We start from the raw sequence: 25,726 nt of genomic DNA, 5'->3' as shown, positions 1-25,726 counted from the left end.
GCCTCGTACCCTTCCGCACCTCCGCCACGGCCTCCGGATCCGGCTCCCGGCTCCGGAGGCCGGCCTGCCTGTCGTCGGATCCTCGTATCCTCGTCCCATGCTCGAAATCACCCAGGACCTGCACGACCAGATCGTCGCGCACGCGCGCGCCGACCACCCCGACGAGGCGTGCGGCGTGGTCGCGGGCCCGGCCGGCAGCGGACGGGCCGAGCGGTTCATCCCCATGCTCAACGCGGCCCGCTCGCCCACGTTCTACGAGTTCGACTCGGCCGATCTGCTCAAGCTCTACCGCGAGATGGACGACCGGGACGAGGAGCCGGTGATCATCTACCACTCGCACACGGCGACCGAGGCGTACCCGTCCCGTACGGACATCAGCTATGCCAACGAGCCGGGCGCCCACTACGTCCTGGTCTCCACCGCCGACACCGACGGCGCGGGCTCCTTCCAGTTCCGTTCGTACCGGATCGTGGACGGCGAGGTCACCGAGGAGGACGTCGAGATCGTCTGACCGCGCCGCCCGGGTGTCCTCCCGCCACCGTGCCCGCGACCCCGTCGTCCACATGCCGATCCGGAACCGTCCACGAGATGGGATCGCATGCTGGGGCGCGGATCGGGAATCGATACGATGACCGCATGGTTCCCTTCGACGTGAGCGACAAGACGCCGAGCACCCCGCTGCTCGTGGCGCGGTTGCACGTCGACCTGTGCCGCCTCGCCAGCGCCATCTGTCCGGCCCGTCCCGTCCGCCTCGCCGCCTAGGCCGGCTCCGGCTGACCGACGGCCCCGAGCGCAGATCGCCGTATCCGCGTGTCCGCACCACCCCCTCGCGCGGGGGTCCGAGCCGCGCGCCCTGCACGCCATCTCCCGACAGGAGTCCACGCCATGGCCATCGAGGTCCGCATCCCGACCATCCTCCGCACCTACACGGGCGGCGCCAAGGCCGTCGAGGGGACCGGAACGACCCTCTCCGAGCTGTTCGCCGACCTCGAGACCCGGCACGCCGGCATCCGGGAGCGCCTCATCGACCCGGCGAAGGGCGACGAACTCCGCCGCTTCGTGAACGTCTACCTCAACGACGAGGACGTCCGCTTCCTCGACGGCATCTCCACGAAGGTCGCCGACGGCGACAGCGTCACCATCCTGCCGGCCGTGGCCGGCGGCGCGCACGGGACGATCGCGGTCTGATGCGGTACGACTCCCCGCTGGCGGCGGTCGGCAACACCCCCCTGGTACGGCTCCCACGGCTGTCCCCGTCGGCGGACGTGCGCGTCTGGGCCAAGCTGGAGGACCGCAACCCGACCGGCTCGGTCAAGGACCGGCCCGCCCTCCACATGGTCGAGCAGGCCGAGAAGGACGGGCGGCTCACCCCGGGCAGCACGATCCTGGAGCCCACCAGCGGCAACACCGGCATCTCGCTCGCCATGGCGGCCAAGCTCAAGGGCTACCGCATCGTGTGCGTCATGCCGGAGAACACCTCGCGGGAACGGCGCGACCTGCTCGCCATGTGGGGCGCGGAGATCATCTCGTCCCCCGCGGCGGGCGGCTCCAACACGGCCGTGCGGGTCGCCAAGGAGCTGGCGGCCGAGAATCCCTCGTGGGTGATGCTCTACCAGTACGGCAACCCGGACAACGCGGGCGCCCATTACGCCACGACCGGCCCCGAGATCCTGGCGGACCTCCCCTCCGTCACCCACTTCGTGGCGGGCCTCGGCACCACGGGCACGCTCATGGGCGTGGGCCGCTACCTGCGCGAACACAAGCCCGACATCAAGATCGTCGCCGCCGAGCCGCGCTATGACGACCTGGTCTACGGCCTGCGCAACCTCGACGAGGGCTTCGTCCCCGAGCTGTACGACGAGTCCGTGCTGACCACTCGCTTCTCGGTCGGCTCGGCGGACGCGGTGACCCGCACCCGCGAACTCCTCCAGCGGGAAGGAATCTTCGCCGGCATCTCGACGGGCGCGGCGCTGCACGCGGCGATCGGGGTCGGCAAGAAGGCGCTGAAGGCGGGCGAGAGCGCGGACATCGTGTTCGTGGTGGCGGACGGTGGCTGGAAGTACCTGTCGACGGGCGTGTACACGGCGGGGACGACGGACGAGGCGATCGAGGCGCTGCAGGGCCAGCTCTGGGCGTGATCGCCTTCCGGCCGGGGTGCGGGGTCGCCTCCGGCGGGGGGTGCGGAGCCGGCCGGTGAGGGTGCCGGGGCCCGGGGCCTCCGGACACGAGCCCCGGAACGGCCCCCGGCGACAACCCGCACACGACCACCGCCCCGCACCACACACGGAGGCGCCCGCCGCGAAGCCGGCGCCAAGGGGCTCGGGGGCGAAGCCCCCGCAACGAGGGTCCGGGGCCCCGCCCCGGTTGCGGGAAGGGGCGGGGCCGGGGACCAGCCCGCCACAGGCGGCACCCGCACCCCGTACCCCCGCCGGAGGCGAACCGCCCCCGAACCGGTGACAGCCCAGGTGAGTTCGCCCACAACGGCCCGCCCTGAAGGAGCGGCCCGCCCTTTCGCGCTTTACGCTCGACAAACCGCACAACACCACCACGCCGCCCCGCTCCGCCCGCACGGCCCCGCCCCGCCCCGCACCGCCGTCCCCCGTCCCTGCCACGGAGGTTCACGCTCAATGAAGCTCACCGTCGTCGGCTGCTCGGGCTCGTTCCCCTCCGTGGGCTCGGCCTGCTCCAGCTACCTCGTAGAGGCCGACGGCTTCCGGCTGCTGCTCGACATGGGCAATGGCGCCCTCGGCGAGTTGCAGCGACACATCGGTCTTTACGACCTCGACGCCATCTTCCTCAGCCATCTCCACGCGGACCACTGCATCGACATGTGCGGGTACTTCGTCGCCCGCTACTACCGTTTCGACGGCGGTCGCTGCGACGCCATCCCCGTCTACGGCCCCGAGGGCACCGAACAGCGGCTGACCACCGCCTACGCGGACACGCCCTCGGACAAGTCGATGAGCGAGGTGTTCGACTTCCGTACGCTGGAGGCGGGTTCGTTCCGTATCGGTCCGCTGTCGGTCCGTACGGAGCGCGTCGCCCACCCCGTGGAGACGTTCGCCATCCGGATCGAACACGGTGGGCGGTCCCTCACCTACTCGGGTGACACCGGGGTCTGTGACCCGCTCGTCGAACTCGCCCGGGACACGGACCTCTTCCTGTGCGAGGCGGCGTACACGTACGGCAAGGAGGACATCGCGGGCCTCCACCTGAACGGCCGCGAGGCCGGTGCGCACGCGGCGCGGGCGGGGGCCCGGCGGCTGGTGCTGACGCACATTCCGCCGTGGACGGACGCGGAGCGGAATCTGGCCGACGCCCGTGCCGTCTTCCGGGGACCGGCGGAACTGGCCGTTCCCGGTGCGGTGTACGAGATCTGACGGGGCGTCAGCACCGCGTTTGTACGACGCGCACCACGCCGTACGGCAGTACGCGGAGCGGGGGCGGGCGGGCGGCCGGGGCCGACAACGGCCCGCCCGCCACGCGCCGCCACGCCCGCGCTTCACGTCTTGACGTTCTGCTGTTCGCCCTCCTCCTCCAGGCTCTCCGGTTCGCGCCCCGGCGTGGGAATGTCGAACAGCAGGATCGCGAACCTGAACACCACGTAGTACACGACGGCGAAGCACAGGCCGATCGGAATGATCAGCCAGGGCTTGGTGTCGAGGTGCCAGTTGACCACGTAGTCGATCAGCCCCGCCGAGAAGCTGAACCCCGCGTGCACCCCCAGCGCCCAGGTGACCGCCATCGACACCCCCGTCAGCAGCGCGTGCGCCCCGTACAGCAAGGGGGCCGCGAACAGGAAGGAGAACTCCAGCGGCTCGGTCACCCCCGTCACGAACGAGGTCAGCGCCAGCGAGAGCATCAGCCCGGCGATCCGCTTGCGGTGCCGCGGCCGGGCGCAGTGGGTGATGGCGAGCGCGGCGGCGGGCAGGCCGAACATCATGATGGGGAAGAAACCGGACATGAACTGGCCCGCCGAGGGATCCCCCGCGAAGAACCGGGTCAGGTCGCCCTGGACGACCGTTCCGTCCGGCTTGGTGTACGAACCGGCCTGAAACCAGAAGAACGTGTTCAGGAACTGGTGCATTCCGACCGGAAGGAGCAGCCGGTTGGCGACCCCGAAGATTCCCGCTCCCCAGGCGCCCAGACTGATCAGCTGCTTCCCGCACCAGGTCAGCCCGTCGCCGACCGGCTGCCACAGCAGCCCGAAGGCCACGCCCAGCACGACACAGATGAAGGCCATCAGGATCGGCACCAGCCGCCGGCCGTTGAAGAAGCCGAGCCAGTCGACCAGTCTCGTACGGTGGAAGCGCTGCCAGACGACGGCCGTGAGCAGCCCGATCAGGATGCCGCCGAAGACCCCCGGATTCTGCGGGACGCCGTTCGGGGTCGCCTTGGTGACCGAACCGCCGACCGGGAAGGCCGCGAGCACGTTGTGGTAGACGAGGAACCCGACGACGACGGCCAGCGCGGTCGACCCGTCCGCCTTCTTGGCGAAACCGATCGCGACGCCGATGGCGAACAGCAGGGGCAGCCCGAACGCCCCGTCCAGCACCGCCGTGCCGCCCTGGACGAACACCTTCGCCGTCTTGTCCCAGAACGGGCCGTGCAAGTAGGCGGAGAAGAGGCTCCCGAGGCTGATCAGCAGTCCGGCCGCGGGCAGTACGGCCACCGGCAGTTGCAGGCTGCGCCCGATCTTCTGCAGCCCCCGCAGCAGTCCGTTCCAGGGCTTCGGGCGCGGCCCCGCCGCCCCTGACGCCCCGGCCGGCTCCGGCGGCTGTGCCGCTGCCGCGCTGTCGGCACTCATCGGCGTCCTCCCGTACGGGCTACGGGCTACGGACCGTGGGCCGGTCCCGCGTCCTGGCCGGCGACCGGGGGGCCGCACTGCTGTCATCATTCGCCATGCTCCGGCGGCATGCCTGTGAAGTTGGTCCAACCGTGCGTTACGGTGGCAAATCGGACCGTACCGGGTCGGATCGTGGGTCACAGAGCCGCCGAGAGTCAGGGAGACAGACATGGCCACCAAGGACGCCACCAAAGCCGAGAAGATCGTCGCCGCGCTCGGCGGGCTCGACAACATCGAAGAGGTCGAGGGCTGCATCACCCGTCTCCGCACCGAGGTCGTCGACTCCTCCCTCGTCGACGAGGCCGCCCTGAAGGCGGCCGGGGCGCACGGCGTCGTCAAGATGGGCACCGCGGTCCAGGTCGTCATCGGCACGGACGCCGACCCGCTCGCCGCCGAGATCGAGGACATGATGTGACCGAGTGAGCGACCGCGCGCGGGGACGCGGAACGCGCCCGGTGGTGCGCGCCGGGAACGTGGAGGGGCTCGGTCCGGACGACCGGACCGAGCCCCTCCACGCTGTCCCGATAGGCTCGTGCCCATGTCTCGAATCGACGGCCGCACCCCCGAACAGCTCCGCCCCGTCTCCATCGAACGCGGCTGGAGCAAGCACGCCGAGGGCTCCGTCCTCATCTCCTTCGGTGACACCAGAGTCCTGTGCACCGCCTCCGTCACCGAAGGCGTACCCCGCTGGCGCAAGGGCAGCGGCGAAGGCTGGGTCACCGCCGAGTACGCGATGCTGCCCCGCTCCACCAACACCCGTGGCGACCGCGAGTCCGTACGCGGCAAGATCGGCGGCCGTACGCACGAGATCAGCCGCCTCATCGGCCGGTCCCTGCGCGCCGTGATCGACTACAAGGCACTCGGCGAGAACACCGTCGTGCTCGACTGCGACGTCCTCCAGGCCGACGGCGGCACCCGCACCGCCGCCATCACCGGCGCGTACGTCGCCCTCGCCGACGCGGTCGCCTGGGCCCGGACCAAGAAGATCGTCAGGCCCGGCCGCCGGCCCCTGACCGACACCGTCGCGGCCGTCAGCGTAGGCATCGTGGCGGGTACGCCGCTGCTCGACCTCTGCTACGAGGAGGACGTGCGGGCCGAGACCGACATGAACGTCGTGTGCACCGGCGACGGCCGCTTCGTCGAGGTCCAGGGCACGGCGGAGGCCGAGCCGTTCGACCGCGAGGAGCTGAACGCGCTGCTCGACCTCGCCACGGCGGGCTGCGCGGATCTGGAGAAGCTCCAGCGGGCCGCGCTGGACTCGGCGTCGTCCTGAGCGGGCGGCGCCCGGCACGGACCCGCCGGTCCGTTCGATACGGGCGCGTGCGGGCGTAGGGACCGGGCCGGGTGCCCGGCCCCGGCCGCCTCCGGGGCACCCGCGCGCGGGGAACCCTGCCCCGGGGCCGATACTGGGACGCATGACCCGCTTGATCCTCGCCACCCGTAACGCCGGGAAGATCACCGAACTCGAGGCCATCCTCGCCGACGCCGGCCTGCCCCACGACCTCGTCGGCGCGGCGGCCTACCCCGACGTCCCGGACGTGAAGGAGACCGGTGTCACCTTCGCCGAGAACGCGCTGCTCAAGGCGCACGCCCTGGCCGCCGCCACCGGCCTGCCCGCCGTCGCCGACGACTCGGGCCTGTGCGTGGACGTCCTGAACGGTGCCCCCGGCATCTTCTCCGCCCGCTGGGCGGGCAGCCACGGCGACGACCGGGCCAACCTCGACCTCCTGCTGGCCCAGCTCGGCGACATCGCCCCGCCCCACCGCTCGGCCCACTTCGCCTGCGCGGCGGCCCTCGCCCTCCCGGACGGCACGGAACGCGTGGTCGAGGGCCGCCTCGAAGGCACCCTCCGCACGGCCCCGTCGGGCACGAACGGCTTCGGCTACGACCCGATCCTCCAGCCCATGGGGGAGACCCGCACCTGCGCGGAACTGTCCCCCGCGGAGAAGAACGCGATCAGCCACCGGGGCAAGGCGTTCCGCGCCCTGGTCCCGGTGATCCGGGAGCTCCTGGGCTGACGATCAAGGAGCCGACAGCGCAATGGCCTGCAAATCATTCCTTTGATTCGCAGGCCATTAGTGTGCGGCGGAAGGGATTCGAACCCTCAAGCCCGATCAAGGGCCACAGATCCTAAGTCTGCTGCGTCAGCCGTTGCGCCACCGCCGCGAGCCGCGTGCCATGCTACCGGGCCGGCGGCCGGTAGTCGTCTGTGGCCGAGTCCTCCACGCTTGTCCGGCGCTCACTCCGTCGGCTCCGGCACCACGTGTCCGTGAGCGCGTGGCAGTTCGGGCACAGGTACCGCAGATTCTCGGCCCGGTTGTCGCGCCAGTCTCCGTTCATATGGTCGATCTGCAGGGTCATCGGATGCCCGAGCCATTCGCCGGTGTTGCCGCAGGACGCGCAGCGGTAGGGGACGCCGATCTCCCGCAGGGCGCGATGGAGGCGGGCACGGTTGGTACGCGGGGAACCCTCGGGCAGTTCGACGAGGGTGCGCCGTGCCGCAGGTGCCGAGGGGCGCGCGCGGACCGGCCCCCACGGGCGCCGCTTGAAGTGACGGGTATCGAGGCCGAGTTGCCCCACTCGCCGCCGGACGCGCCGATGGTTCGTGTCGTTCACGGGGAGTCCGAGGGCACGCATGACGTCGGCTTAACTGGAGGCGGTCGGCACTGCCGCACGCAGCGCCGCCTCCGGGATCGCCAACCGCGCGTTACGGAAATGCGTGGTGTCGACGCCGTGTTCCTTGAGCATCCGGCCGAGGGTGGCACGGGAGCGGCCGTCGTCGGGCACGCCGAGTGCCCGTGCCACGCCACGGATGCTCCGGGCGGAAGCGGCGGCGGCCGTCAGTTCGGCGGCCGTGAACGGCAGATCGAGCCGTGAGCGAGCCATTCCCGGGAAATGGCCCACGTCGATCCCGGCCGCCGCGATACGCCGGGCGATGTGCGACATCGTGCCCGTGGCCGGCGTGGCGCCCAGCTTGAGGACGACCTCGCGCAGAGTCGTGGACGTCGCGACGGCCGCGGCTATCGCCTCGTCCGGGTACTTCCGCCATGGACTGCCCTGCTTGAAGTGGCTGGTGTCCAGCCCTCGTTCGGCAACCTGCCGCTGGAGCGCCCGCCGCCGCCCGCCGCTCTCCCCCAGCCCGAGCCGCCGCATCAGGTCCGCCCAGGTGCGTGCCTGGGCGACGGCCGCGGCCAGACGTTCCTCGCCCGTCGGGTCGCCGCCGGATTCCTCGGCAGCGCGATCCTGGGCCTGCCGGGCGCGTTCCACTGTCATCGTTCCCCCTCGGACCGCCGTTCCTTGACGGCCTCGGCCTCGGCCTCGCGGTCTCGCACTGGGTAACGAACCGCATATCGAGCGGTCACGTCCGGAAAGCGACGAGAAGCGGAACGTCCCGCACCGCTTCTTTCGCGGTGCGGGACGTCGCCGGGCGGATCCGAGGGGTCAGAACTTGGGTTCCGGGGTCTGGGACTGGATCAGTTCCACGGCTTCCTCCTCCGTCCCCACCGACGGCGGCGAGCCCTCCAGCGGCTGTCGCGCCGTCTCCTTCATGCACGCCACCGCGATCACGCCCACCAGCGCCGCCGCCATCGCGTAGTACGCGGGCATCAGGTTGCTGCCGGCCACGTCGATCAGAGCCGTGATCACGAAGGGGGTGGTGCCGCCGAAGAGGGAGACGGCGACGTTGTAGCCCACGGACAGCGAGCCGTAGCGGACCTCCGTGGGGAACAGCGCGGGGAGCGCCGCCGACATCGTGCCCAGCAGGCAGACCAGGGACAGCCCCATCATCAGCAGGCCCGCCGTGATGGCCACGACGCTGCCCTCGCCTATCAGGAGGAAGGACGGCAGGGAGAGGAAGAGGAACCCGAGCATGCCGGCCATCAGCAGCGGCTTGCGGCCGTAGCGGTCGTTGAGCCGGCCCACCTGGTTGATGATCAGCATCAGGAAGACCATGACCACCAGCAGGATCATCAGGCCGTGGGTCGGGCTGTAGCCGAGCTCGTCGGAGAGGTAGGTCGGCATGTACGACAGCAGCATGTAGTCGGTGATGTTGTACGCGCCCACCAGGGCGATGCACAGGATCAGCGCGGGCCAGTACGTGCGGAAGATCTTGGCCAGGTCCTCCCGGGTGGTGACCTCCACCGCGTCCGCGGCCTCCGAGGCGCGGGCGCTCTCCGCCTCCAGCTTCTGGAAGGCCGGCGTCTCGTCGAGCCGTAGCCGCAGGTACAGGCCGACCAGCCCCAGCGGGCCCGCGACCAGGAACGGCACCCGCCAGCCCCATGCCTCCATCGTGTCCGCGCCGAGCGCCGCGGTGAGCGCGGTGACCAGACCGGCCGCGCCGACGTAGCCCGCCAGCGTGCCGAACTCCAGGAAGCTGCCGAAGAAGCCGCGGCGCTTGTCCGGGGCGTACTCGGCGATGAAGGTGGACGCCCCGCCGTACTCGCCGCCGGTGGAGAAGCCCTGGACCAGCCGGAAGAGGATCAGCAGCGCCGGGGCCCAGAAGCCGATCGTGGCGTACGAGGGGATCAGGCCGATGGCGAAGGTGCCGACCGCCATCATGATCATCGTCAGGGCGAGGACCTTCTTGCGGCCGATCTTGTCGCCCATGGGGCCGAAGACCATGCCGCCGAGCGGCCGTACGAGGAACGCGACCGCGAAGGTCGCGAAGGAGGAGAGCAGCTCGGCCGTGGGGTTTCCGGACGGGAAGAAGACATGGCCGATCGTGACGGCCAGATAGCTGTAGATGCCGAAGTCGAACCACTCCATGGCGTTACCCAGGGAGGCGGCCTTCACGGCCCGCTTGACCGCGCGCTCGTCGGTGATGGTGATGTCGGACCGGCGCAGTTTGGGGTTCTTGCGCTGTCTGATCGTGCGGAAGAGGGTGGGATGGCGCTTGACCGCGGCGGGGTCGGCCACCTCGTCATGCTCCTGGCCGGCCATGGCGTGGTCCTTTCTCGGGTGGCGGAACACTTCAATGGGAGCTTCTGCGCGATCGTGGCGTTCGCAAACCAGAGCTCTCTGGAAGTGTGACCCCGGTCATGCCCTCCTGCGGGTGGCGACGGTGGGTGACGGTGGGTCCGGACACCGGGGGCCACGTACGGCGTCGGGCCCGGGTCCGCCGCGGGGGCGAGGCGGACCCGAGGTCGCCCGCGGGCCCTCTCCCCCGGGGGCGGGGCTCAGATGCCGAGGTCCTTGATGATCTTCGCGACATGACCGGTGGCCCGCACGTTGTAGAGGGCGCGCTCGACCTTGCCGTCCTCGTCCACGACGATCGTCGAGCGGATCACCCCGGTCACGGTCCTGCCGTACATCGTCTTCTCCCCGAAGGCGCCGTACGCGGTCAGCACCTCCTTGGAGGGATCTCCCACCAGCGTGACCTTCAGGTTCTCCCGCTCACGGAACGTGGCCAGCTTCTCGGGCTTGTCCGGCGACACCCCGATGACGTCGTAGCCCGCCTCGGCCAGCAGGTCGAGGTTGTCGGTGAAGTCGCAGGCCTGCTTGGTGCACCCGGGAGTGAGCGCCGCCGGGTAGAAGTAGACGATGACCTTGCGTCCCTTGTGGTCCGCGAGCGAGACATCGCGGCCGTCCGCGTCGGGCAGGGTGAAGGCGGGGGCGGTGTCGCCGGGCTGGAGTCGCTCGCTCATGGTTTTCGGGTCTCCTCGTCGTCGGTCACGTGGGTGGGTCGGCCGGACAGGGCCTACGGGCCGAGCGTAATCGGGGGTGCCGTCGGGTGCGGTGACGGCGGAGCTGACAGACTGCTCCTGGAGCATCACCATCGACAATCGGACACGACCACGGAGGCAGCGCGGTGTCGGATTCCAGGACCCCGGCGCAGATCGAGGCGGACATCGTCCGCCGGCGCGATCAGCTCGCCGAGACGCTCGACGAGATCGGTGTGCGCGTCCACCCGAAGACGATCGTCGGGGACGCGAAGGCGCGGGTGGCCTCGCGGGTGGACCAGACCGCGGGGCGCGCGTACGTCGCCGTGAACCGGACACTGTCCGGGGTGCGGACGCAGTTCGTCGGGGCGGACGGCGGGCCCCGGATGGAGCGGCTGGTTCCGGTTGCGCTGGTGGCGATCGGACTGGTGGGGCTGATGGTGGTGTCGACCAGGCGGCGCCGGGGCTGACGCGCCCGGCGGTGGCCGGTCGGGCGCTGGTCGGTCGGCGGCGGACGGCCTGCGGTGGTCGCCCGGCGGGCCGGGAGGCCCGTTCCCGGGCGGGCGTTCGGTGACCCCTGAGGCGTACGGGCCACGCGCGGGCAGGTAGGTTCTGAGACGTGAGCGAGAACACCCACGACAAACTGCCCATCCGGATGCTTCACGACCGCGTACTGGTCAGGACGGACATCCCGGAGGGCGAGCGGCGTTCGTCCGGCGGCATCGTCATCCCCGCGACGGCGGCGGTCGGCCGGCGGCTGGCCTGGGCCGAGGTGGTCGCGGTGGGGCAGAACGTACGCACGGTGGAGCCCGGGGACCGGGTGCTGTACGACCCCGAGGACCGTGCCGAGGTCGAGGTGCGCGGGGTGGCCTACGTGCTGATGCGCGAGCGGGACCTGCACGCGGTGGCGGCGGACCGCTTCGAGGGGTCCGAGGACTCCACGGGCCTCTACCTGTAGCCGGCCCGCAGCCACTCCCGGACCACTCCCGTAGCCCCGCTCCCGTGGCCGTTCCCGTAGCTGTCGGTGCCTGTCCGGGCCGGTCGGTGGCTGCCGGTGCGGTCGGTAGCCGCCTCCACCGGCCTGTGTAGCATGGGGACCCCCGACGAGACGCGCCGTACCGGGTGAAGCGACAAGACGACGCATCCGCTGTCCGCGTATCGCGTCGGAGGTTGCGTCATGGCCTGGGTTCTGCTGATCGTCGCCGGTCTGCTGGAGGTCGGCTGGTCGATCGGGATGAAGTACACCGAGGGGTTCACCCGGCTGTGGCCGAGCGTGTTCACGGCCGCCGGGATCGTCGCGAGCATGGTGTTGCTGGCACAGGCCGCGAAGTCGTTGCCGATCGGTACGGCCTACGGGGTGTGGGTCGGGATCGGCGCGGCCGGCGCGGCGGTGCTGGGCATGGCGGTGCTGGGGGAGCCGGTGACGGCCGCCCGTGTCTTCTTCGTCTGTCTGCTGCTGGTGGCCGTGGTGGGTCTGAAGGCGACGTCGGGGCACTGACCCGGAACGGCGGGAGCCTGCCGGGCGACGGGAGCGGCGAGAGCTGCCCGGGCCACGGGAGCCGGCCGGGCCGCCCGAGTCGCCCGGGCGGCCCGGCCGGCGGCCGCCGTCAGGTGTCCGAGGCCGTCGCCTCCGGCGTCCGCGCGGTCGCCGACTCGGCCGAGCCGCTTGCCTTGCCGCCGCTCTTGCCGCTTCCCGAACCGCCGGTGCCCTTGACTTCGCCGCTGCCGTTGCCACCGGCCGTCCCGTCGGCGTCGCTGTCGGCGTCGTCGTCGGTGTCGGCACTCGTCGTCCCGCCGCCCCCGCCCTTCTCATGGGGTCTGCGTGGCCGGCCGTCGTCCCGCGGGCCCTCGCCAGGTGGCCGCCCCGGGTTCCCGTCCGGGCCCCGCCCCTCGGGGAACGGGTCCGGACCGCCGCGGTCGTCACCGCCGCTGTCGCCGACGCCGCCCGTACCCGGGTGGCCGCCGTTCCCGCCTTCCCCGGTGTCGCCGCCGTCCGTCCGGCCGCCGGTCGTCCCGTCCTCCTCCGTGCGGCCCTGTTCCGACGGGCCGGGGGAGCCCGAGGCGCCGGGCGAGCGGGACGCGCCCGACCGCTCCGGGTCCGGCGACGCCGACTCCTCCGCGCCCGGTGCCAGCCGCAGGTCGAAGTCCTGTACGGCGGTGCCGCGCAGCGCGGCGGCCGTGTACTGGCCCCAGATCTGAGCGGGCGGCCCGCCGCCGTTGATCCTGGCCTGGCCGAGCGCCCCGTACAGCGGCTTCTGCTGGGCGGTCTCGGGGTCGGCGCCCATCAGCGAGACCACGGTGGCCAGTTCGGGGGTGTATCCGGCGAACCACGCCGCCTTGTCGTCCTCCGCCGTGCCCGTCTTGCCCGCGGCCGGCCGGCCCGCCGCCCCGGCCGCGGTGCCGGTGCCGCCGCGGACGACGCCCTGGAGCACCGAGGTGGTGGTGTCGGCGGCCTCACGGCTGATGGCCCGGGTGGCCGGGCGGTCGGGCAGGGGGACGGACGTACCGTTTCGGGTGATCTTCGCGACCAGGGTGTACGGGACGCGCTCGCCGTGGTTGGCGAGGGTCGCGTACGCCTGCGCCATGTCCAGCACGCTCGCCGTCGCGGGGCCGAGCGCGATGGAGGGGGAGGCGGTGAGATCGGGGGTGGCCGGGGGGATGCCGAGGGCGATGGCGGTGTCCCTGACCAGGGCGGGGCCGACGTCCTGCGCCAGCTGCGCGTAGACGGCGTTGACGGACTTGTCGGTGGCCTCCCGTACGGTGATCGAGCCGTAGTCCTTCTCGTCCTCGTTGGCCGGGGAGTAGTCGGTGGGGCCGTCGCGGCCCTCGACCATGCGCTCGTTGGTGCCGTCGTACATGGTGTTGGGGGTGACGCGCCGGCCGTCCAGGGTCCGGGCGCCGTGCTGGACGGCCGCGGCGAGGACGAAGGGCTTGAAGGTGGAGCCGACCTGGTAGTCGCGTCGGGTGGCGTTGTTGACGAACTGCTTGGTGTAGTCGATGCCGCCGTACATGGCGACGACCCGGCCGGTACGCGGATCGATGGAGGTGCCGCCGACCCGGACGTTGCGGTCGGGCGGACGTCCGCTGTCGAGTTGCGAGATGACCTGGTCCTTGACGGCCCGGCCGAGGGCGTCCTGCTTCTTCCGCTCCAGGGTGGTGGTGATCCGGTAACCGCCGCGCGCCAGCGTCTTCTCGTCGAGGATTCCGTGGCTGAGGAGATAGTGCTCGACGACCTTGACGACATAGCCCCGCTGGCCGGAGAGGCCGACGGTCGTGTGCTTGATCTTTCCGGGTACGGGGAATTCCTGGACGGCCCGTTCGGCGGGGGTGAGCCAGTTCTCCGTGACCATGCCGTCGAGGACGTAGTTCCAGCGGGCGACGGCGGACTGCCGGTTCTCGGGGTGGACGACGACGTCGAACTCGCTGGGGGCGTTCAGGAGCGACGCCAGGTACGCGCCCTCGGCGGTGGTGAGATCCTCGACGTCCTTGCCGTAGTACGCCTGGGCGGCGGCCTGGATTCCGTACGCGTTGCGGCCGAAGTAACTGGTGTTCAGATATCCCTGGAGAATGCGTTCCTTGCTGACCTCGCGGTTCAGCTTGATCGCGATGAAGAATTCCTTCGTCTTGCGGACGATGGTCTGTTCCTGGCCCAGGTAGTAGTTCTTGACGTATTGCTGGGTGATGGTCGAGCCGCCCTGGGTGCCCTTTCCCATGGCGGTGTTCCAGGCGGCGCGGATCATGCCCTGGGGGTCGACGGCGGGCTCGTTGTAGAAGCCGCGGTCCTCGGCCGCGAGCACGGCGTGCTGGACGGTGTCGGGGACCTGGACGAGCCTGACGTTCTCGCGGTTGATCTCGCCGTCCCGGGCGATGTGGGTGCCGTCCCGGTAGAGGTAGACGTTCGACTGCGCGGTGGCCGCGACGTTGGCCGCGGGAATGTCGACGACCTTGTAGCCCACGACGAAGCCGGCGACGAGGGCGAGTCCGCCGACCAGGAAGGCACACAGCGTCACGCGCCAGGTGGGGACGAGCCGGTGCCAGCCGGTGCGCCGGGGCCGCTCGCGCTTCTTCAACCGCTTGGTTCCGTCCGCGCCGGTCGCACGGTCCGGGTCTGCGTCTGCCTCTGCGTCCGCCTCTGCCGTACTGCCGGGCTGGTCAGCCTGGTCAGCCTGGTCGGGGTCCGCTGGGGCCCCTTGGCTCTGTGGCTCGTCGCTCTCCGGCATAACGGGTGTCGTATCAGGTGATTCACCTACAAGAGCCAAGAAACGCTGTTCCTATCGACGAAATGCTGCCGGAGCGGGGCAGATCTGACGCCGTACGGGGGAGCGCCGCCGGGGCGTGGCCGGGGTGTGTCGGGGCGCGGACGGGCTCGGGCGGAGCGCGACGGCGCGGGAAGGCGCCGCGGCGGGACCGGGACATGGAGCGGCGGTGGCCACCGGACGCGGATATTCAATAGCGCGGAGTGACCGGTGTCGGCTATGGTCGGCCGCTTTGGCGCGGACAGGAGGGGTGGTCAGTGGGCGTGAGGGGGGTTGCGGGGTGAGCGGGGCGCCGCGGCTGTACGCGGCGGTGGCCGCGGGCGGGTTCCGGCGCTACGCGACGTACCGGGTGGCCACGCTGGCGGGCGCGTTCACCAACACGGTCTTCGGCTTCATCGTGGCGTACACGTACATCGCCCTGTGGGACGAGCGTCCCCGACTCGGCGGCTACGACCTCTCCCAGGCGGTCACCTATGTGTGGATCAGCCAGGCGCTGCTGATGACCTGCGTCCTGATGGGCGGCGGTTTCGAGGACGAGCTGATCGAGCGGATCCGTACCGGCGCGATCGCCGTCGATCTCTACCGGCCCGCCGATCTCCAGCTCTGGTGGCTGGCGAGCGACCTCGGCCGGGCGGTGTTCCACCTGCTCGGCCGGGGGATCGTGCCGCTGGCGTGCGGCGCGCTGGTCTTCGACCTCTCGCTGCCGGCGAGCCCGCTGGTCTGGGCGGCGTTCCTGGTGGCCGTGGCGCTCGGCGTGGTGGTCAGCTTCGCGATCCGTTTCCTGGTGGCGCTCTCCGCGTTCTGGCTGATGGACGGGGCGGGGGCGGCGCAGGTCAGCTGGCTGGCGGGGTCGTTCTTCTCCGGGCTGCTGCTGCCCCTGAACGTGTTCCCCGGTGCGCTGGGCGAGGTGGCGCGGGCGCTGCCCTGGTGCTCGCTGCTCCAGATCCCGGCGGACGTCCTCCTCGGCCGGCTCGCGGGGTGGGAACTGGCCGGGGCGTACGCGTTCCAGGCGTGCTGGGCGCTGGCGCTGCTGGGGGCCGGCCGGCTGGTGCAGACGGTCGCGACGCGGAGGGTGGTGGTCCAGGGTGGCTGAGGAGTCCGAGGTGGCCGAGGAGACCGCCGCGACCGCCGTGACCGACGCGAGGTTGCCGCGCCGGGGTCCGGACCGGTGGGTTCCGCGGTCGTCCCGGGGCGCGGCCCTGCGGGACGGTCTGCGCGCGTACGGCCTGATCGTCGCGATGTGGGTGCGGTCCACGATGGCCTACCGGGGCTCCTTCGTGATGACCGCGTTCGGCAACTTCGCGGGGTCCGCCCTCGATTTCGTGGCGATCCTGCTGATGTTCAGTCATGTGGACACGCTGGGCGGCTACTCGCTGCCCGAGGTCGCCTTCCTGTACGGCACCTCCGCCACCGCCTTCGGCCTCACCGACCTGGTGCTCGGCTCGATGGACCGGCTGGGCCGCCGGGTGCGGGACGGCACCCTCGACACGCTGCTGCTGCGGCCCGTCCCCGTCCTCGCCCAGGTGGCCGCCGACCGGTTCGCGCTGCGCCGCCTCGGCCGGATCACACAGGGACTGCTGGTGCTGGGGTACGCGGTGGCGTCGGTGGACGTCGACTGGACGGTCCTCCGGGTGCTGATGGTGCCGATGATGGTGCTGAGCGGGGCGGCGATCTTCGCGGCGGTGTTCGTGGTGGGCGCGGCGTTCCAGTTCTGGGCGCAGGACGCGTCGGAGGTGCAGAACTCGTTCACGTACGGCGGTACGACCCTGCTCCAGTACCCGCCGACGGTCTTCGCGCAGGACCTGCTGCGCGGGGTGACCTTCCTGGTGCCGCTCGCGTTCGTCAACTGGCTCCCGGCGCTGTACGTCCTGGGGCGGGAGTACCCGTTGGACCTGCCGGTCGCGGTCGCGTTCCTGCCGCCGGTGGTGGCGGCGGGGTGCTGTGCGCTGGCGGGGCTGGCGTGGCGTACGGGGCTCAGGGCGTACCGCAGTACGGGGAGTTAGGCGGACACGGCGGTGGGGTGAGGTCGACGGCGACGCCGAGTGGAGACGCGTGGTGACGCGAGTGGTGACGAGGGAAGAAGAGGGGACAGTTGGCAGTGAGCTGGGACGAGAGCGACGACGCGGACGCCCGCTTCATCGAACTCGACGGCCTGGAGAAGGTCTTCGACGTCCGGCGCAGGGCGGGCCTGCTGCGCCGGGAGAAACACCAGGTACGGGCGGTCGACGGCATCAGCTTCCGGGTGCCGCGCGGCGAGATGGTCGGATACATCGGCCCCAACGGCGCGGGCAAGTCCACCACCATCAAGATGCTCACCGGCATCCTGACGCCGAGCGGCGGCCGGCTGCGGGTCGCGGGCATCGACCCGTCCCGTGAGCGCACGAGGCTGGCGCGGCGCATAGGCGTCGTCTTCGGCCAGCGCACCACGCTCTGGTGGGACCTGCCGCTGATCGACTCGTACCGCCTGATGCACCGGATGTACCGGGTCCCCGACGCGCGCTTCCGGGCCAACCTGGACCGCTGCGTCGAACTGCTCGATCTCGCCGAGCTGCTCGACGTACCCGTACGTCAGCTCTCGCTGGGCCAGCGGATGCGGGGCGACATCGCGGCGGCCCTGCTGCACGATCCCGAGGTGCTCTACCTGGACGAACCGACCATCGGCCTCGACGTGATCTCCAAGGCGAAGGTCAGGGAGTTCCTGCGGGACCTGAACGCGGAGCGCGGCACGACGGTGCTGCTGACGACGCACGACCTGACCGACATCGAACAGCTCTGCCGCAGGGTGATGGTGATCGACCACGGCAGGCTGCTGTACGACGGTGCGCCGGCCGGGCTGCACGAGGTGGGCCGGAGCGAGCGGACCCTCGTGGTCGATCTGGAGCGCGAGCTGCCGCCGATCGGGCTGCCCGGCACGCGGGTGGTACGGGTGGAGGGGCCGCGGCAGTGGCTGGCGTTCCCGGCGGCGGAGTCCGCGGCTCCGCTGGTCGCGCGGATCGCGGCGGACTTCCCGCTGATGGACCTGTCGGTGCGGGAACCGGATATCGAGACGGTCATCGCCACGATGTACGCCGGTCGATCGACCGTGTGACTGCGTGGGAACGGATGGCTAGTCTGCCCGTATGACGAGCGAACCGCCCGGGGGGCGGCCTGACATGAGCCCGGAGACGCGCCCCGCGAAGCGCCCGGAGACGCACCCGGACGTGCGGTCGGACGTGCGGTCGGAGACACGGGCGTCCGACGCCGAGCGCGAGCAGGTGGCGGAACGGCTGCGGGAGGCCCTGGCCGAGGGCCGGCTCGACATGGTGGAGTTCGACGAGCGCTTGGAGGCCGCGTTCAAGGCGCGCACTCATGGCGAGTTGGTGCCACTGGTACGGGACCTGCCGGAGCCGGGGACCCTGCTGACGCCCGGGGCGGCCGTGGCGGCTTCCGGCGCGGCGGCCGTGGCGGCGTCCGGCGCGGCGGTTTCCGAGCGCGGGGCCGACGGCGGCTGGGCGGACCGCGTGGGCCAGGGCCCGGCGACGTCGAAGGGCGCGTTCGCGTTCTGGAGCGGGTTCCGCCGCAGGGGGAGGTGGACGGTCGGCCGTATGTTCACGGCGGCTGTCTTCCAGGCGGGCGGCGAGATCGATCTGCGCGAGGCGAGCTTCGAGGGCCGTGAAGTCGTGATCCGCTGCTTCGCCCTGATGGGCGGGGTCCATGTGACCGTGCCGCACGACCTGGACGTCGAGGTCAGGGGCTTCGGCCTCATGGGCGGTTTCGGCGAGGCGGGGGACGTACGGAGCGAGGTGGCGCCGGGGGCACCGAGGGTGGTCATCACGGGGTTCGCGCTGATGGGCGGGGTCGGTGTGGAGCGCAAGCTCAGGGAGTCGGAGAAGCGCCGGCTCAAGGAGGAGCGGAAGCGGCTGAGGCTGGAGAAGAAGGCGGACCGGGGGGAGCGGCGCGACGAGTAGGGCGGCGGACCCGGACGGACCGGTTGCGCGGGACCGAGGAGCGCGTCCTGGCGGCATCGTCGCGAGGCGTGCCGTCGCGGGGCGAGGCGCGTCCTGCCGAGGCGAGGCGAGGTACGGCGCGTTGCGGTACGGCGGGGCGTGGCCCGCTCACGAGCCGCCCACGGCCGGGACGAGATCCGGGTCCGCGCGGGCGTTCCGCCGTACGACCTCGGCGAAGTTGACCGCCAGGCGTCGCGTGCTCCGCGCGGACTCCGGCTCGGCACGCTCGGCCTCGGCCCGTAGCGCCCGTAGATCCAGACCGGCGTCGGCCAGGGCCGCCTCGTCCCAGCCGGCCAGGCGGTCCGCACCGGCCTCCGGGTGGAACTGCACGCCCCAGGCCCGCCTCCCCACCCGGAATCCCTGAACGGGACAGGCCGCGCTCCCGGCGAGCAGGGCGGCGCCGGGCGGCAGCGCGGTGATCTGGTCGCGGTGGTTCTGGATGACCCGGAACTCACCGGGCAGGCCGGCGAACAGCGCGTCCTCGGCGGCTGCCGGATTCAGCGACACGGTGCGGGAGCCGCGCTCCGGGCGGCCGTACGCGCCGCGTACCGTACCGCCCGTCGCCAGCGCCAGCACCTGGGCGCCGAGGCAGATGCCGAGGAGCGGAACCCCGTCGGCCACCGCCCGCCGCGCGAGTTCGCGTTCGGCCGGCAGCCAGGGCGCGTGGTCGTCGGCGTCGGGCAGGAAGCCGCCGCCGAGCAGGACGACGGCGTCGTAGCCGGCCGGGGAGGCGGGAGTCGAGGCGCCGGGGACCTCCACCACGGTCAGGCCCCTCTCCTCCCACCAGGGGAGGAGGCGCCCGGGGCCGCTCCGGTCCGAGTTGCGGACGACGAGGACGCGGGGGCCGCCGGACGGAGCGGGAGCGGGCGCGGGCGCGGAGGGCGCCGGAGCGGGCCCGGACGAAGCGGGAGTACGGCCGTACGGGGATGTCACAGCTGGGCCTGGATCTTTCCGGTCAGGGTCTGGAGGCTGAGGTGGCGGCCCATCGCCCGGTAGCCCGCGTCACTCGGGTGCAGGCCGTCCCCGGCGTCGTACAGCGGCCGGATCCGGTCCGGCGCGTACGGGTCGCGGATCACGCGGTCGAAGTCCACGACCGCGTCGAAGACCCGGCCCGACCGGATCTCCTCGTTGACCCTCTCGCGTACGGACTCGGTCACCTCGTTGTACCCCCGGTGCGCGCCGAACGGCGTCAGGGTCGAGCCGACGACGCGCAGGCCACGGGCGTGCGCCTGCCGGGTCAGGTTCTTCAGGCCGTTCGTGATCCTGGTGGGGTCGGTCTCGCGGCCGCGCAGGATGTCGTTGATGCCGAGGTCGATGACGACGACCTTGGCGCCCGACCGGTCCAGGACGTCGCGCTGGAAGCGCGAGATGCCGCTGGAGCCGGCCCGGGCGCGCGTGCCGTCGCCGAGGACCTGGTTCCCGCCGATGCCCTCGTTGAGCACGCCGATGTGCTGGTCGCGCAGGCGGTCGGCGAGGACGTCGGGCCAGCGGCGGTTCGTGTCGGGGGTCGAGCCGACGCCGTCGGTGATGGAGTCGCCGAACGTGACGACCGCGCCGCGCGCGTCGCGGTTGAGGACGTCGACGGCGGTGAGGTAGCGCCAGACGCGGGAGGACGGGGCGTACGAGGCGCCGGCGGGGTCCTCCGTACGGTCGCCGACGGCCATGTACGAGGTCTGCGCCGCGTGCGGGTGGTACGTGACCGGGCCACCGGCCGCCGGGGTGTGCAGCGTGACCAGCAGATCGCTGTCGTACGGCACCCGCAGCCGGACCGGGTCGCTGACGATCTGGCCGCCGGCCGGAATGGTCACGGCCTGGTTCCGGCCGAAGGTCAGCCGCCGCATCGTCCCCTCGGCGGCCTGGGCGCCCCCGTTCCCGTCGCCGACGGCGACCGAGGCATGGCCGATCAGCAAAGCCCTGGGGCTGTAGAGGTTGGAGAGGGTGACCCGGACGCTGGTGCCGCCGATGCTGGTGTGCACGACGTTGCGGATGGTGCTGCCGGGGTGGCCGATAGGTGCCCTCGGTTCGACACCGGCGGGCGCGGCGGCCCAGGTGCCGACCCAGGCGCCGGCGGAGGCGGGCTCGGCGGCGCCCACGGGGTTACGGGCCGGATCGCGGGCCGGGTCGCGGTCACCGGTCCCGGTGGGCGCGCCGTCCTGGCCGCCGCCCGGACCGCCGCTCGAGCCGTTCCGGCCGCCCTGACCGTTCTGGCCGCCCCGGCCGTCCTGGTCGTTGTCGGGGGAGGCACTCCAGAGCGGGCTGTTCCAGAACGACGAGGCCGAGCCGGGCCCGGAGCCGCCGCCCAGCAGCCCGACGCCGCCGACTATCGTCGCGCACACCAGTGCCACGACGCACACAAGCCCCCCGAACAGAGCGAAAGCGCGATATCTGGCCATGGCCCCCGTGTCTCCCTCACACCGACGTTCTGAACACATCATCCGGCATCACCCGGGAACTCGACGTGCGCCCCGGGAGTAACTGAGGACAGAGAGAATGAGTACGGGTGGGTTTGGGCTGGGACGCGCAGGCGAACGGGCGGAGCGGATGGAACGTACGGGTCCGGATAAACCGGAAGAACCGGAAGACAGGGCGCCTGCCGCGCGGCCCGCGCATCCCTCGGGCGGGGCCGGACGTGCGGGCGGGGCCGGACGCGCGGACGGGGCCGGACGTGCGGACGGGCCCGGACGTGCGGGCGGGGCCGGGCCCGGGCCTTCGGCCGGGCTCACGGGCAAGGGCATGGGCAAGGGCTCGGGCGGCGGGCCCCTGGGCCTGGGATCGTTCTCGTACACGGCCGCCGACGAAGAGAAGCGGCGCGGCGTCCGCCGGATGAAGACGACCGCCACCGCCCTGCTGGGGCTCGTCGCCGTGATCTACGTGCTGGCCACCTGGGCGAAGAACTCCGGGGTGGAGGGCTGGCCCGGCTATGTCGCGGCGGCGGCCGAGGCGGGCATGGTCGGCGCGCTGGCCGACTGGTTCGCGGTGACGGCGCTGTTCCGGCACCCACTGGGCGTACCCATCCCGCACACGGCGATCATCCCGAACAAGAAGGACCAGCTGGGCGCGTCCCTCGGCGCGTTCGTCGGGGAGAACTTCCTGTCGCCCGAGGTCGTACGGGCCCGGCTCGGCGGCCTCGGGATCGGCGCCCGGCTGGGCACCTGGCTGGCCGACCCCGCCCATGCCGACCGGGTCACCGCCGAGCTGTCCACGGCGTTGCGCGGGGCGCTGACGGTCCTGCGGGACTCGGACGTGCAGGCGGTGGTCGGCGAGGCGATCACCCGCCGTGCGAACGCGGCGGAGATCGCGCCCGGACTGGGCAAGACCCTGGACCAGGTCGTCGCGGAGGGCGCCCATCACCGCGCCGTCGATCTGATCTGCGCCCGTGCGCACGACTGGCTGGTCAAGCACGAGGAGTCGATCACGGACGCGGTCCAGGGCGGCGCGCCGGGCTGGACGCCGCGCTTCGTCGACCGCAAGGTCGGCCACCGGGTCTACCGGGAACTGCTGCGTTTCGTCGTGGAGATGCGCGACATGCCGGAGCACCCGGCGCGGGGCGCGATCGACCGTTTCCTGCGGGACTTCGCCGCCGACCTCCAGTCGGACACGGACACCCGGGCGCGTGTCGAACGCCTGAAGTCGGAGCTGCTGGCCCGGCCGGAGGTGCAGGACGTCATCGCCTCGGCCTGGTCCTCCGTACGGTCGATGATCATGGCGGCGGCGGAGGACGAGCGCAGCGAACTGCGGCTGCGGGCGCGCGCGTCCCTGCTGTCCCTGGGCAGGCGGCTGGCGACGGACGAGCGGCTCCAGGGGAAGCTGGAGGGCTGGATCGAGGACGCGGCGGCGTATGTCGTGTCGACGTACCGGAGCGAGATCACGTCGCTGATCTCGGACACGGTGGCGAGCTGGGACGCGGACGACACCTCGAAGAAGATCGAGGCGCACATCGGCCGGGACCTCCAGTTCATCCGGATCAACGGCACGGTGGTGGGCGCGCTGGCGGGACTGGTGATCTACACGGTGTCGCACGCGCTGGGCGGCTGACGCGGCGGGCGCGGGGGACCGACGCGTACGGGCGCTACGGGCGCTACGAGCGGCACGAGCGGTACGCGGTACGGGCGGCACGCGGTACGGGCGGTGCGAGCGGTACGCGGTACGCACGCGCTACGGCCGCCGGTACGGGGCGCGGGCGACGCGGTGGTCCGGGCGGGCCGGGTTCGGTGACCGTGCGGTGACACGTGACGGTCGAAAAGAGTGCTGGGCGCGTGACGCGGACCCTGTCGTCCGTTCACGCGCCCAGCCACCATGGGGGAGTGCCCACAAGTACGGCGGGTACGGCGGCCGTGTTCAAGCTCCCCGAAAATATTTTTCGGCTCAGCTTCGGGCGCAGCTTCCGGCAGCGGTCCCGGTGCGGCGTCCGGCGCGGCGGGTGACCGCCCACGAGGCGGCGGCGACGCCGCCGGCCACGCCGAAAACGGCAGGCCAGGCGCCGATTTTCTTGGCGAGGGGGTGCGACCCGGCGAACGCGGCGACGTACCCGGCGCTCAGCCCGACCGCGGCCTTCGTCCCGCCGGCCACGTACCACTGCCGTGCGGCGACGGCCCCGGCGGCGGCCAGCGCGACCCCGCCGAGGGGACGCTTCTTCGTCCACCGGGCGACGGCGTACCCGCCGACGAGCCCGCCGGCCGCCACGGCCTCCGCCGGAATCCGCAACTCCGCTGTCATCTTTTCCGCCTTTCACCGTTCTGGACGGGATCGAGCGTAACCAGGTTCGCGGCGGTCACTGGCGTGGAGGGGCTGCGTCAACGCAACGGAGGACGCAAGAGATTGTCACAGCCCGCCGGCGGATGTCCGGTTCGGGCCCGGGGCGGGGCAGCACGTACCCATGCCTCGCGCCACCGCCGCGGACGCGGCCGTCGCCCACCTCTCCCGTACGCAGCTGCGCCTGGCGACAACCCGCCAACTGCGCGCCACCGGCCTGGCCCCCAGCACCACCGCGCGCCGCTGCGCACCGGCCGGGCCGTGGCAGCGCCTGCTCCCGGGCGTGGTCCTGATACAGACAGGAGCCCCCGACCCGCGCCAGCGGCTGCTGGCCGCCGTCCTCTACGCGGCGGCCGACCCGGCCCCCCTGTCCGGTACGACGGCCGTCCTGACCGGCGAGGCGGCACTGGCCCTGTACGGCGTACGGGGCGCGGGCACCCACCACGCCGACATCCTGGTCGGCGCGCACCGCGGCCTGCGCGACGCGGCGTACGTACGCCCGCGCCGCACCACCCGCTGGCCGCCCACCCTGCTGGTGGAGGGCATCCCCTGCGTACGCCCGGTCCGCGCGGCGTCCGACTTCGCGGCCCACGAGCCGTCGACCGAACGCCTGCGCGCCCTCCTCACGAGCACGGTCCAGCGCACCAGCTGCCACCCGGAAGACCTCCGCGCCGAACTCCGCGCCTCCCACGCCCTGCGCAACCCGGCGGTCCGCACCGTCCTGGACGACCTCCGCGCCGGCGTCCACTCGATCGCCGAGGGCCAGGCCAGAGACACCCTCCGCACCGCCGGCCTCCCCCACCCCCTGTGGAACCCCACCCTGCGGACCCCCACCGGCATTTTCCTGGCCCGCCCGGACGCCTACTGGCCGTTCGCGGGCGTCGCCCTGGAAGTCGACTCGGAGGAATACCACCTGGGCGTCGCCGAATACCGCGCCACCCTCCGCCGCCGCCTGCGCCTGGAGGCCCACGGAGTGGACGTGGTCACGGCCTGCCCGGCCCTGATCCGCGACCACCCCGCCGTACTGGTGGCGGCCCTCCGCACCAAACTCGCCCAGGCCCCCTCCCGCCCCCGCCCCAACATCATCGTCCGCCCCTACGTCTGACCCGCCCCGGCGTTCAGCTATCCATGGCCGGGCTCAGTGAGTCGCCCCTGTCGTAGAGCCCCGACGAACCCCTGCCAGACATCACGCGGAACGGCGATCAGCCCCCCGCCTGGATCCTTGGAGTCCCGTATGGCCGTACGACCCACCAACGCGGCGACCTCGACGCACTCGGTGCCGCTCCCACCACTGTGCGACGACTTGTACCACCGTGCTTCTTTGTCACGCACTACAGCTCCTCGCAGACCCGATTCACGAGCGCGACGGACGCTTCGATGCCCAACGCCTGTGCGCGCAGATACTCGAACGCCAACCTATAGCGGTCGAGTTCCGGCGGCTTCTCCATGAACAGCCCTCCGCCGAGGATGTCCACGTACACGACGTCGAGTTCGGGGGTCGGCCCGCCGAGAACGACGAAGCTGCCGACTGCCGCGGCATGGGCTCCGGCGTCGAACGGCAGCACCTGAAAGGTGATGTGTGGTTCCTGCGTCCGCGTGAGCAGATAACGCAACTGCTCACGCATGACATCCGGGCCCCCGACTTTCCGGCGCACGACCGCCTCGTCGATCACGGCCCAGAGGTGCGGTGGTTGCGCCCTGTCCAACAACTCCTGTCGCTTCATACGAATGTCGACCATGTGCGTGAGTTCGTGCTTGTCACAGCGCATCTCCGACGCGCGGTGCACCGCCTCCGCGTAGGCCCGGGTCTGGAGGAGCCCCGGCACGTACACGGAGGCGTAGTGGTCCTCGCGTACCGCCTCGTCCTCCAGGGTGAGCATGAGGTTCATGGACTCGGGGATCGGATCGGCCAGTGAGTGCCACCAGCCGCGGATCTTGGCCCCCTTCGCCAACTCGACCAGTGCCGACCGCTCCTGATCGGTGGCCCCATACTCACGGCAAAGCGCGTCCACCACCGGCCACTTGACGGCTCCTTCCTTCGTCTCATACCTGCTCAGAGTCGCTTTGGAAATGCCGACAGAGTCCCCTGCCTCCTCAAGAGTGAGGCCCTTCTTCTCACGCAAGCGACGGAGGTCCGCGCCGAGTTGGCGCCTGCGTGTTGTTGGTCCGACAGCCATGCCCGTGGCCCTTCGCGTTGATCCTCCAGAGCGTGCACGCTGCCGGTCTGAT

Annotated in this window: 27 protein-coding genes, 1 tRNA gene and 1 riboswitch; of the genes, 17 read left to right on the top strand and 11 right to left on the bottom strand. The window is 71.8% G+C overall.

From position 1 onward, the window contains the following. Window positions 1-97 precede the first annotated feature (97 nt). The 5 genes from ACU6P3_RS12215 (at window position 98) to ACU6P3_RS12195 (ending at window position 3,380) form a co-directional block, all read left to right on the top strand. Window positions 98-511, top strand: coding sequence for a M67 family metallopeptidase (locus tag ACU6P3_RS12215; RefSeq protein ID WP_030748824.1), 414 nt, complete (start codon window positions 98-100; stop codon window positions 509-511). Window positions 512-636: 125 nt separating this feature from the next. Continuing rightward, window positions 637-762, top strand: coding sequence for a putative leader peptide (locus ACU6P3_RS12210; protein ID WP_344277798.1), 126 nt, complete (start codon window positions 637-639; stop codon window positions 760-762). A gap of 123 nt (window positions 763-885) precedes the next feature. Further along, entirely contained in the window at window positions 886-1,188 is a 303-nt protein-coding gene (locus ACU6P3_RS12205) for a MoaD/ThiS family protein (RefSeq protein WP_030748821.1), read from the top strand. Next, complete coding sequence (locus tag ACU6P3_RS12200) at window positions 1,188-2,138, top strand: PLP-dependent cysteine synthase family protein (protein WP_447197156.1); 951 nt, start codon at window positions 1,188-1,190, stop codon at window positions 2,136-2,138. Before ACU6P3_RS12205 ends, ACU6P3_RS12200 begins: the two co-directional genes overlap by 1 nt. Before the next feature lie 489 nt (window positions 2,139-2,627). Next, entirely contained in the window at window positions 2,628-3,380 is a 753-nt protein-coding gene (locus ACU6P3_RS12195; RefSeq protein WP_447197155.1) for an MBL fold metallo-hydrolase, read from the top strand. A 122-nt stretch (window positions 3,381-3,502) separates the two neighbouring features. On the opposite strand, the gene ACU6P3_RS12190 is transcribed toward ACU6P3_RS12195, so the two are convergent. After that, window positions 3,503-4,807, bottom strand: a complete 1,305-nt coding sequence (locus tag ACU6P3_RS12190) for a PTS transporter subunit EIIC (RefSeq protein ID WP_447197154.1) — start codon at window positions 4,805-4,807, stop codon at window positions 3,503-3,505. 208 nt (window positions 4,808-5,015) lie between these two features. Between ACU6P3_RS12190 and ACU6P3_RS12185 the strand changes: the two genes are divergently transcribed. The 3 genes from ACU6P3_RS12185 to rdgB all read left to right on the top strand — a co-directional run bounded on the left by ACU6P3_RS12185 (window position 5,016) and on the right by rdgB (window position 6,864). Continuing rightward, window positions 5,016-5,261, top strand: coding sequence for a PTS sugar transporter subunit IIB (locus ACU6P3_RS12185; protein ID WP_030748808.1), 246 nt, complete (start codon window positions 5,016-5,018; stop codon window positions 5,259-5,261). Window positions 5,262-5,384: 123 nt separating this feature from the next. Further along, entirely contained in the window at window positions 5,385-6,119 is a 735-nt protein-coding gene (gene rph / locus ACU6P3_RS12180) for a ribonuclease PH (RefSeq protein ID WP_447197153.1), read from the top strand. A gap of 142 nt (window positions 6,120-6,261) precedes the next feature. Beyond that, the gene (rdgB, locus tag ACU6P3_RS12175) at window positions 6,262-6,864 is read left to right on the top strand and encodes an RdgB/HAM1 family non-canonical purine NTP pyrophosphatase (protein ID WP_447197152.1); all 603 of its coding nucleotides are present in this window, start codon (window positions 6,262-6,264) and stop codon (window positions 6,862-6,864) included. Window positions 6,865-6,927: 63 nt separating this feature from the next. Here rdgB and ACU6P3_RS12170 read toward each other — a convergent pair. The 4 genes from ACU6P3_RS12170 to bcp all read right to left on the bottom strand — a co-directional run bounded on the left by ACU6P3_RS12170 (window position 6,928) and on the right by bcp (window position 10,488). Beyond that, window positions 6,928-7,012, bottom strand: a tRNA-Leu gene (locus ACU6P3_RS12170). A 480-nt stretch (window positions 7,013-7,492) separates the two neighbouring features. Continuing rightward, on the bottom strand, window positions 7,493-8,119 hold the full coding sequence (locus ACU6P3_RS12160) for a hypothetical protein (protein WP_447197151.1): 627 nt from the start codon (window positions 8,117-8,119) through the stop codon (window positions 7,493-7,495). A 168-nt stretch (window positions 8,120-8,287) separates the two neighbouring features. After that, window positions 8,288-9,784: a glycine betaine/L-proline transporter ProP gene (gene proP, locus ACU6P3_RS12155; protein WP_447197150.1), complete on the bottom strand. Its 1,497-nt coding sequence runs from the start codon at window positions 9,782-9,784 to the stop codon at window positions 8,288-8,290. Between the two features lie 236 nt (window positions 9,785-10,020). Further along, entirely contained in the window at window positions 10,021-10,488 is a 468-nt protein-coding gene (gene bcp / locus ACU6P3_RS12150) for a thioredoxin-dependent thiol peroxidase (protein WP_030748795.1), read from the bottom strand. A 164-nt stretch (window positions 10,489-10,652) separates the two neighbouring features. On the opposite strand from bcp, the gene ACU6P3_RS12145 reads away from it, so the two are divergent. The 3 genes from ACU6P3_RS12145 to ACU6P3_RS12135 all read left to right on the top strand — a co-directional run bounded on the left by ACU6P3_RS12145 (window position 10,653) and on the right by ACU6P3_RS12135 (window position 12,001). Beyond that, the gene (locus ACU6P3_RS12145; protein WP_447197149.1) at window positions 10,653-10,973 is read left to right on the top strand and encodes a DUF3618 domain-containing protein; all 321 of its coding nucleotides are present in this window, start codon (window positions 10,653-10,655) and stop codon (window positions 10,971-10,973) included. Between the two features lie 185 nt (window positions 10,974-11,158). Continuing rightward, complete coding sequence (locus ACU6P3_RS12140; RefSeq protein ID WP_046506547.1) at window positions 11,159-11,461, top strand: GroES family chaperonin; 303 nt, start codon at window positions 11,159-11,161, stop codon at window positions 11,459-11,461. A gap of 117 nt (window positions 11,462-11,578) precedes the next feature. Next, a riboswitch (guanidine-III (ykkC-III) riboswitch) is annotated at window positions 11,579-11,648 on the top strand. 32 nt (window positions 11,649-11,680) lie between these two features. Further along, complete coding sequence (locus ACU6P3_RS12135; protein WP_447197148.1) at window positions 11,681-12,001, top strand: DMT family transporter; 321 nt, start codon at window positions 11,681-11,683, stop codon at window positions 11,999-12,001. Window positions 12,002-12,110: 109 nt separating this feature from the next. Here ACU6P3_RS12135 and ACU6P3_RS12130 read toward each other — a convergent pair whose 3' ends face one another. After that, entirely contained in the window at window positions 12,111-14,723 is a 2,613-nt protein-coding gene (locus ACU6P3_RS12130; protein WP_447197147.1) for a transglycosylase domain-containing protein, read from the bottom strand. Between the two features lie 316 nt (window positions 14,724-15,039). Between ACU6P3_RS12130 and ACU6P3_RS12125 the strand changes: the two genes are divergently transcribed. From ACU6P3_RS12125 to ACU6P3_RS12110, 4 genes are all read left to right on the top strand, one after another. After that, window positions 15,040-15,852 (top strand): ABC transporter permease, encoded by an 813-nt coding sequence (locus tag ACU6P3_RS12125; RefSeq protein WP_447197146.1) that lies wholly within the window; start codon window positions 15,040-15,042, stop codon window positions 15,850-15,852. Window positions 15,853-15,904: 52 nt separating this feature from the next. Next, a complete protein-coding gene (locus ACU6P3_RS12120; protein WP_447197858.1) occupies window positions 15,905-16,762 on the top strand; it encodes an ABC transporter permease in 858 nt (285 codons plus the stop codon). 89 nt (window positions 16,763-16,851) lie between these two features. Beyond that, entirely contained in the window at window positions 16,852-17,847 is a 996-nt protein-coding gene (locus ACU6P3_RS12115; RefSeq protein ID WP_447197145.1) for an ABC transporter ATP-binding protein, read from the top strand. 112 nt (window positions 17,848-17,959) lie between these two features. Next, on the top strand, window positions 17,960-18,706 hold the full coding sequence (locus tag ACU6P3_RS12110) for a DUF1707 SHOCT-like domain-containing protein (protein ID WP_447197857.1): 747 nt from the start codon (window positions 17,960-17,962) through the stop codon (window positions 18,704-18,706). Between the two features lie 147 nt (window positions 18,707-18,853). On the opposite strand, the gene ACU6P3_RS12105 is transcribed toward ACU6P3_RS12110, so the two are convergent. Together ACU6P3_RS12105 and ACU6P3_RS12100 are read right to left on the bottom strand one after the other, a co-directional pair. Continuing rightward, window positions 18,854-19,507: a type 1 glutamine amidotransferase gene (locus ACU6P3_RS12105; protein WP_447197144.1), complete on the bottom strand. Its 654-nt coding sequence runs from the start codon at window positions 19,505-19,507 to the stop codon at window positions 18,854-18,856. 167 nt (window positions 19,508-19,674) lie between these two features. Continuing rightward, a complete protein-coding gene (locus ACU6P3_RS12100) occupies window positions 19,675-21,138 on the bottom strand; it encodes an SGNH/GDSL hydrolase family protein (protein WP_447197143.1) in 1,464 nt (487 codons plus the stop codon). A gap of 340 nt (window positions 21,139-21,478) precedes the next feature. On the opposite strand from ACU6P3_RS12100, the gene ACU6P3_RS12095 reads away from it, so the two are divergent. Continuing rightward, the gene (locus ACU6P3_RS12095; protein ID WP_447197142.1) at window positions 21,479-22,780 is read left to right on the top strand and encodes a DUF445 domain-containing protein; all 1,302 of its coding nucleotides are present in this window, start codon (window positions 21,479-21,481) and stop codon (window positions 22,778-22,780) included. 330 nt (window positions 22,781-23,110) lie between these two features. On the opposite strand, the gene ACU6P3_RS12090 is transcribed toward ACU6P3_RS12095, so the two are convergent. Beyond that, window positions 23,111-23,461 carry a hypothetical protein gene (locus ACU6P3_RS12090; RefSeq protein ID WP_447197141.1) on the bottom strand — a complete coding sequence of 117 codons (351 nt, stop codon included), beginning with the start codon at window positions 23,459-23,461 and terminating at the stop codon, window positions 23,111-23,113. A 160-nt stretch (window positions 23,462-23,621) separates the two neighbouring features. Between ACU6P3_RS12090 and ACU6P3_RS12085 the strand changes: the two genes are divergently transcribed. After that, a complete protein-coding gene (locus ACU6P3_RS12085) occupies window positions 23,622-24,602 on the top strand; it encodes a hypothetical protein (RefSeq protein WP_447197140.1) in 981 nt (326 codons plus the stop codon). A 17-nt stretch (window positions 24,603-24,619) separates the two neighbouring features. Here the strand turns inward: ACU6P3_RS12085 and ACU6P3_RS12080 are convergent, their stop codons facing one another. Beyond that, window positions 24,620-24,829: a DUF397 domain-containing protein gene (locus tag ACU6P3_RS12080; protein WP_447197139.1), complete on the bottom strand. Its 210-nt coding sequence runs from the start codon at window positions 24,827-24,829 to the stop codon at window positions 24,620-24,622. After that, complete coding sequence (locus ACU6P3_RS12075; protein WP_344277862.1) at window positions 24,829-25,674, bottom strand: helix-turn-helix domain-containing protein; 846 nt, start codon at window positions 25,672-25,674, stop codon at window positions 24,829-24,831. The genes ACU6P3_RS12080 and ACU6P3_RS12075 overlap by 1 nt, the downstream gene beginning before the upstream one ends. Window positions 25,675-25,726: the final 52 nt, after the last annotated feature.

It is taken from the genome of Streptomyces hebeiensis, assembly GCF_052983195.1.
Note: the sequence above shows the minus strand (reverse complement) of the source record. Positions and strands in the feature narration are given on the sequence as shown.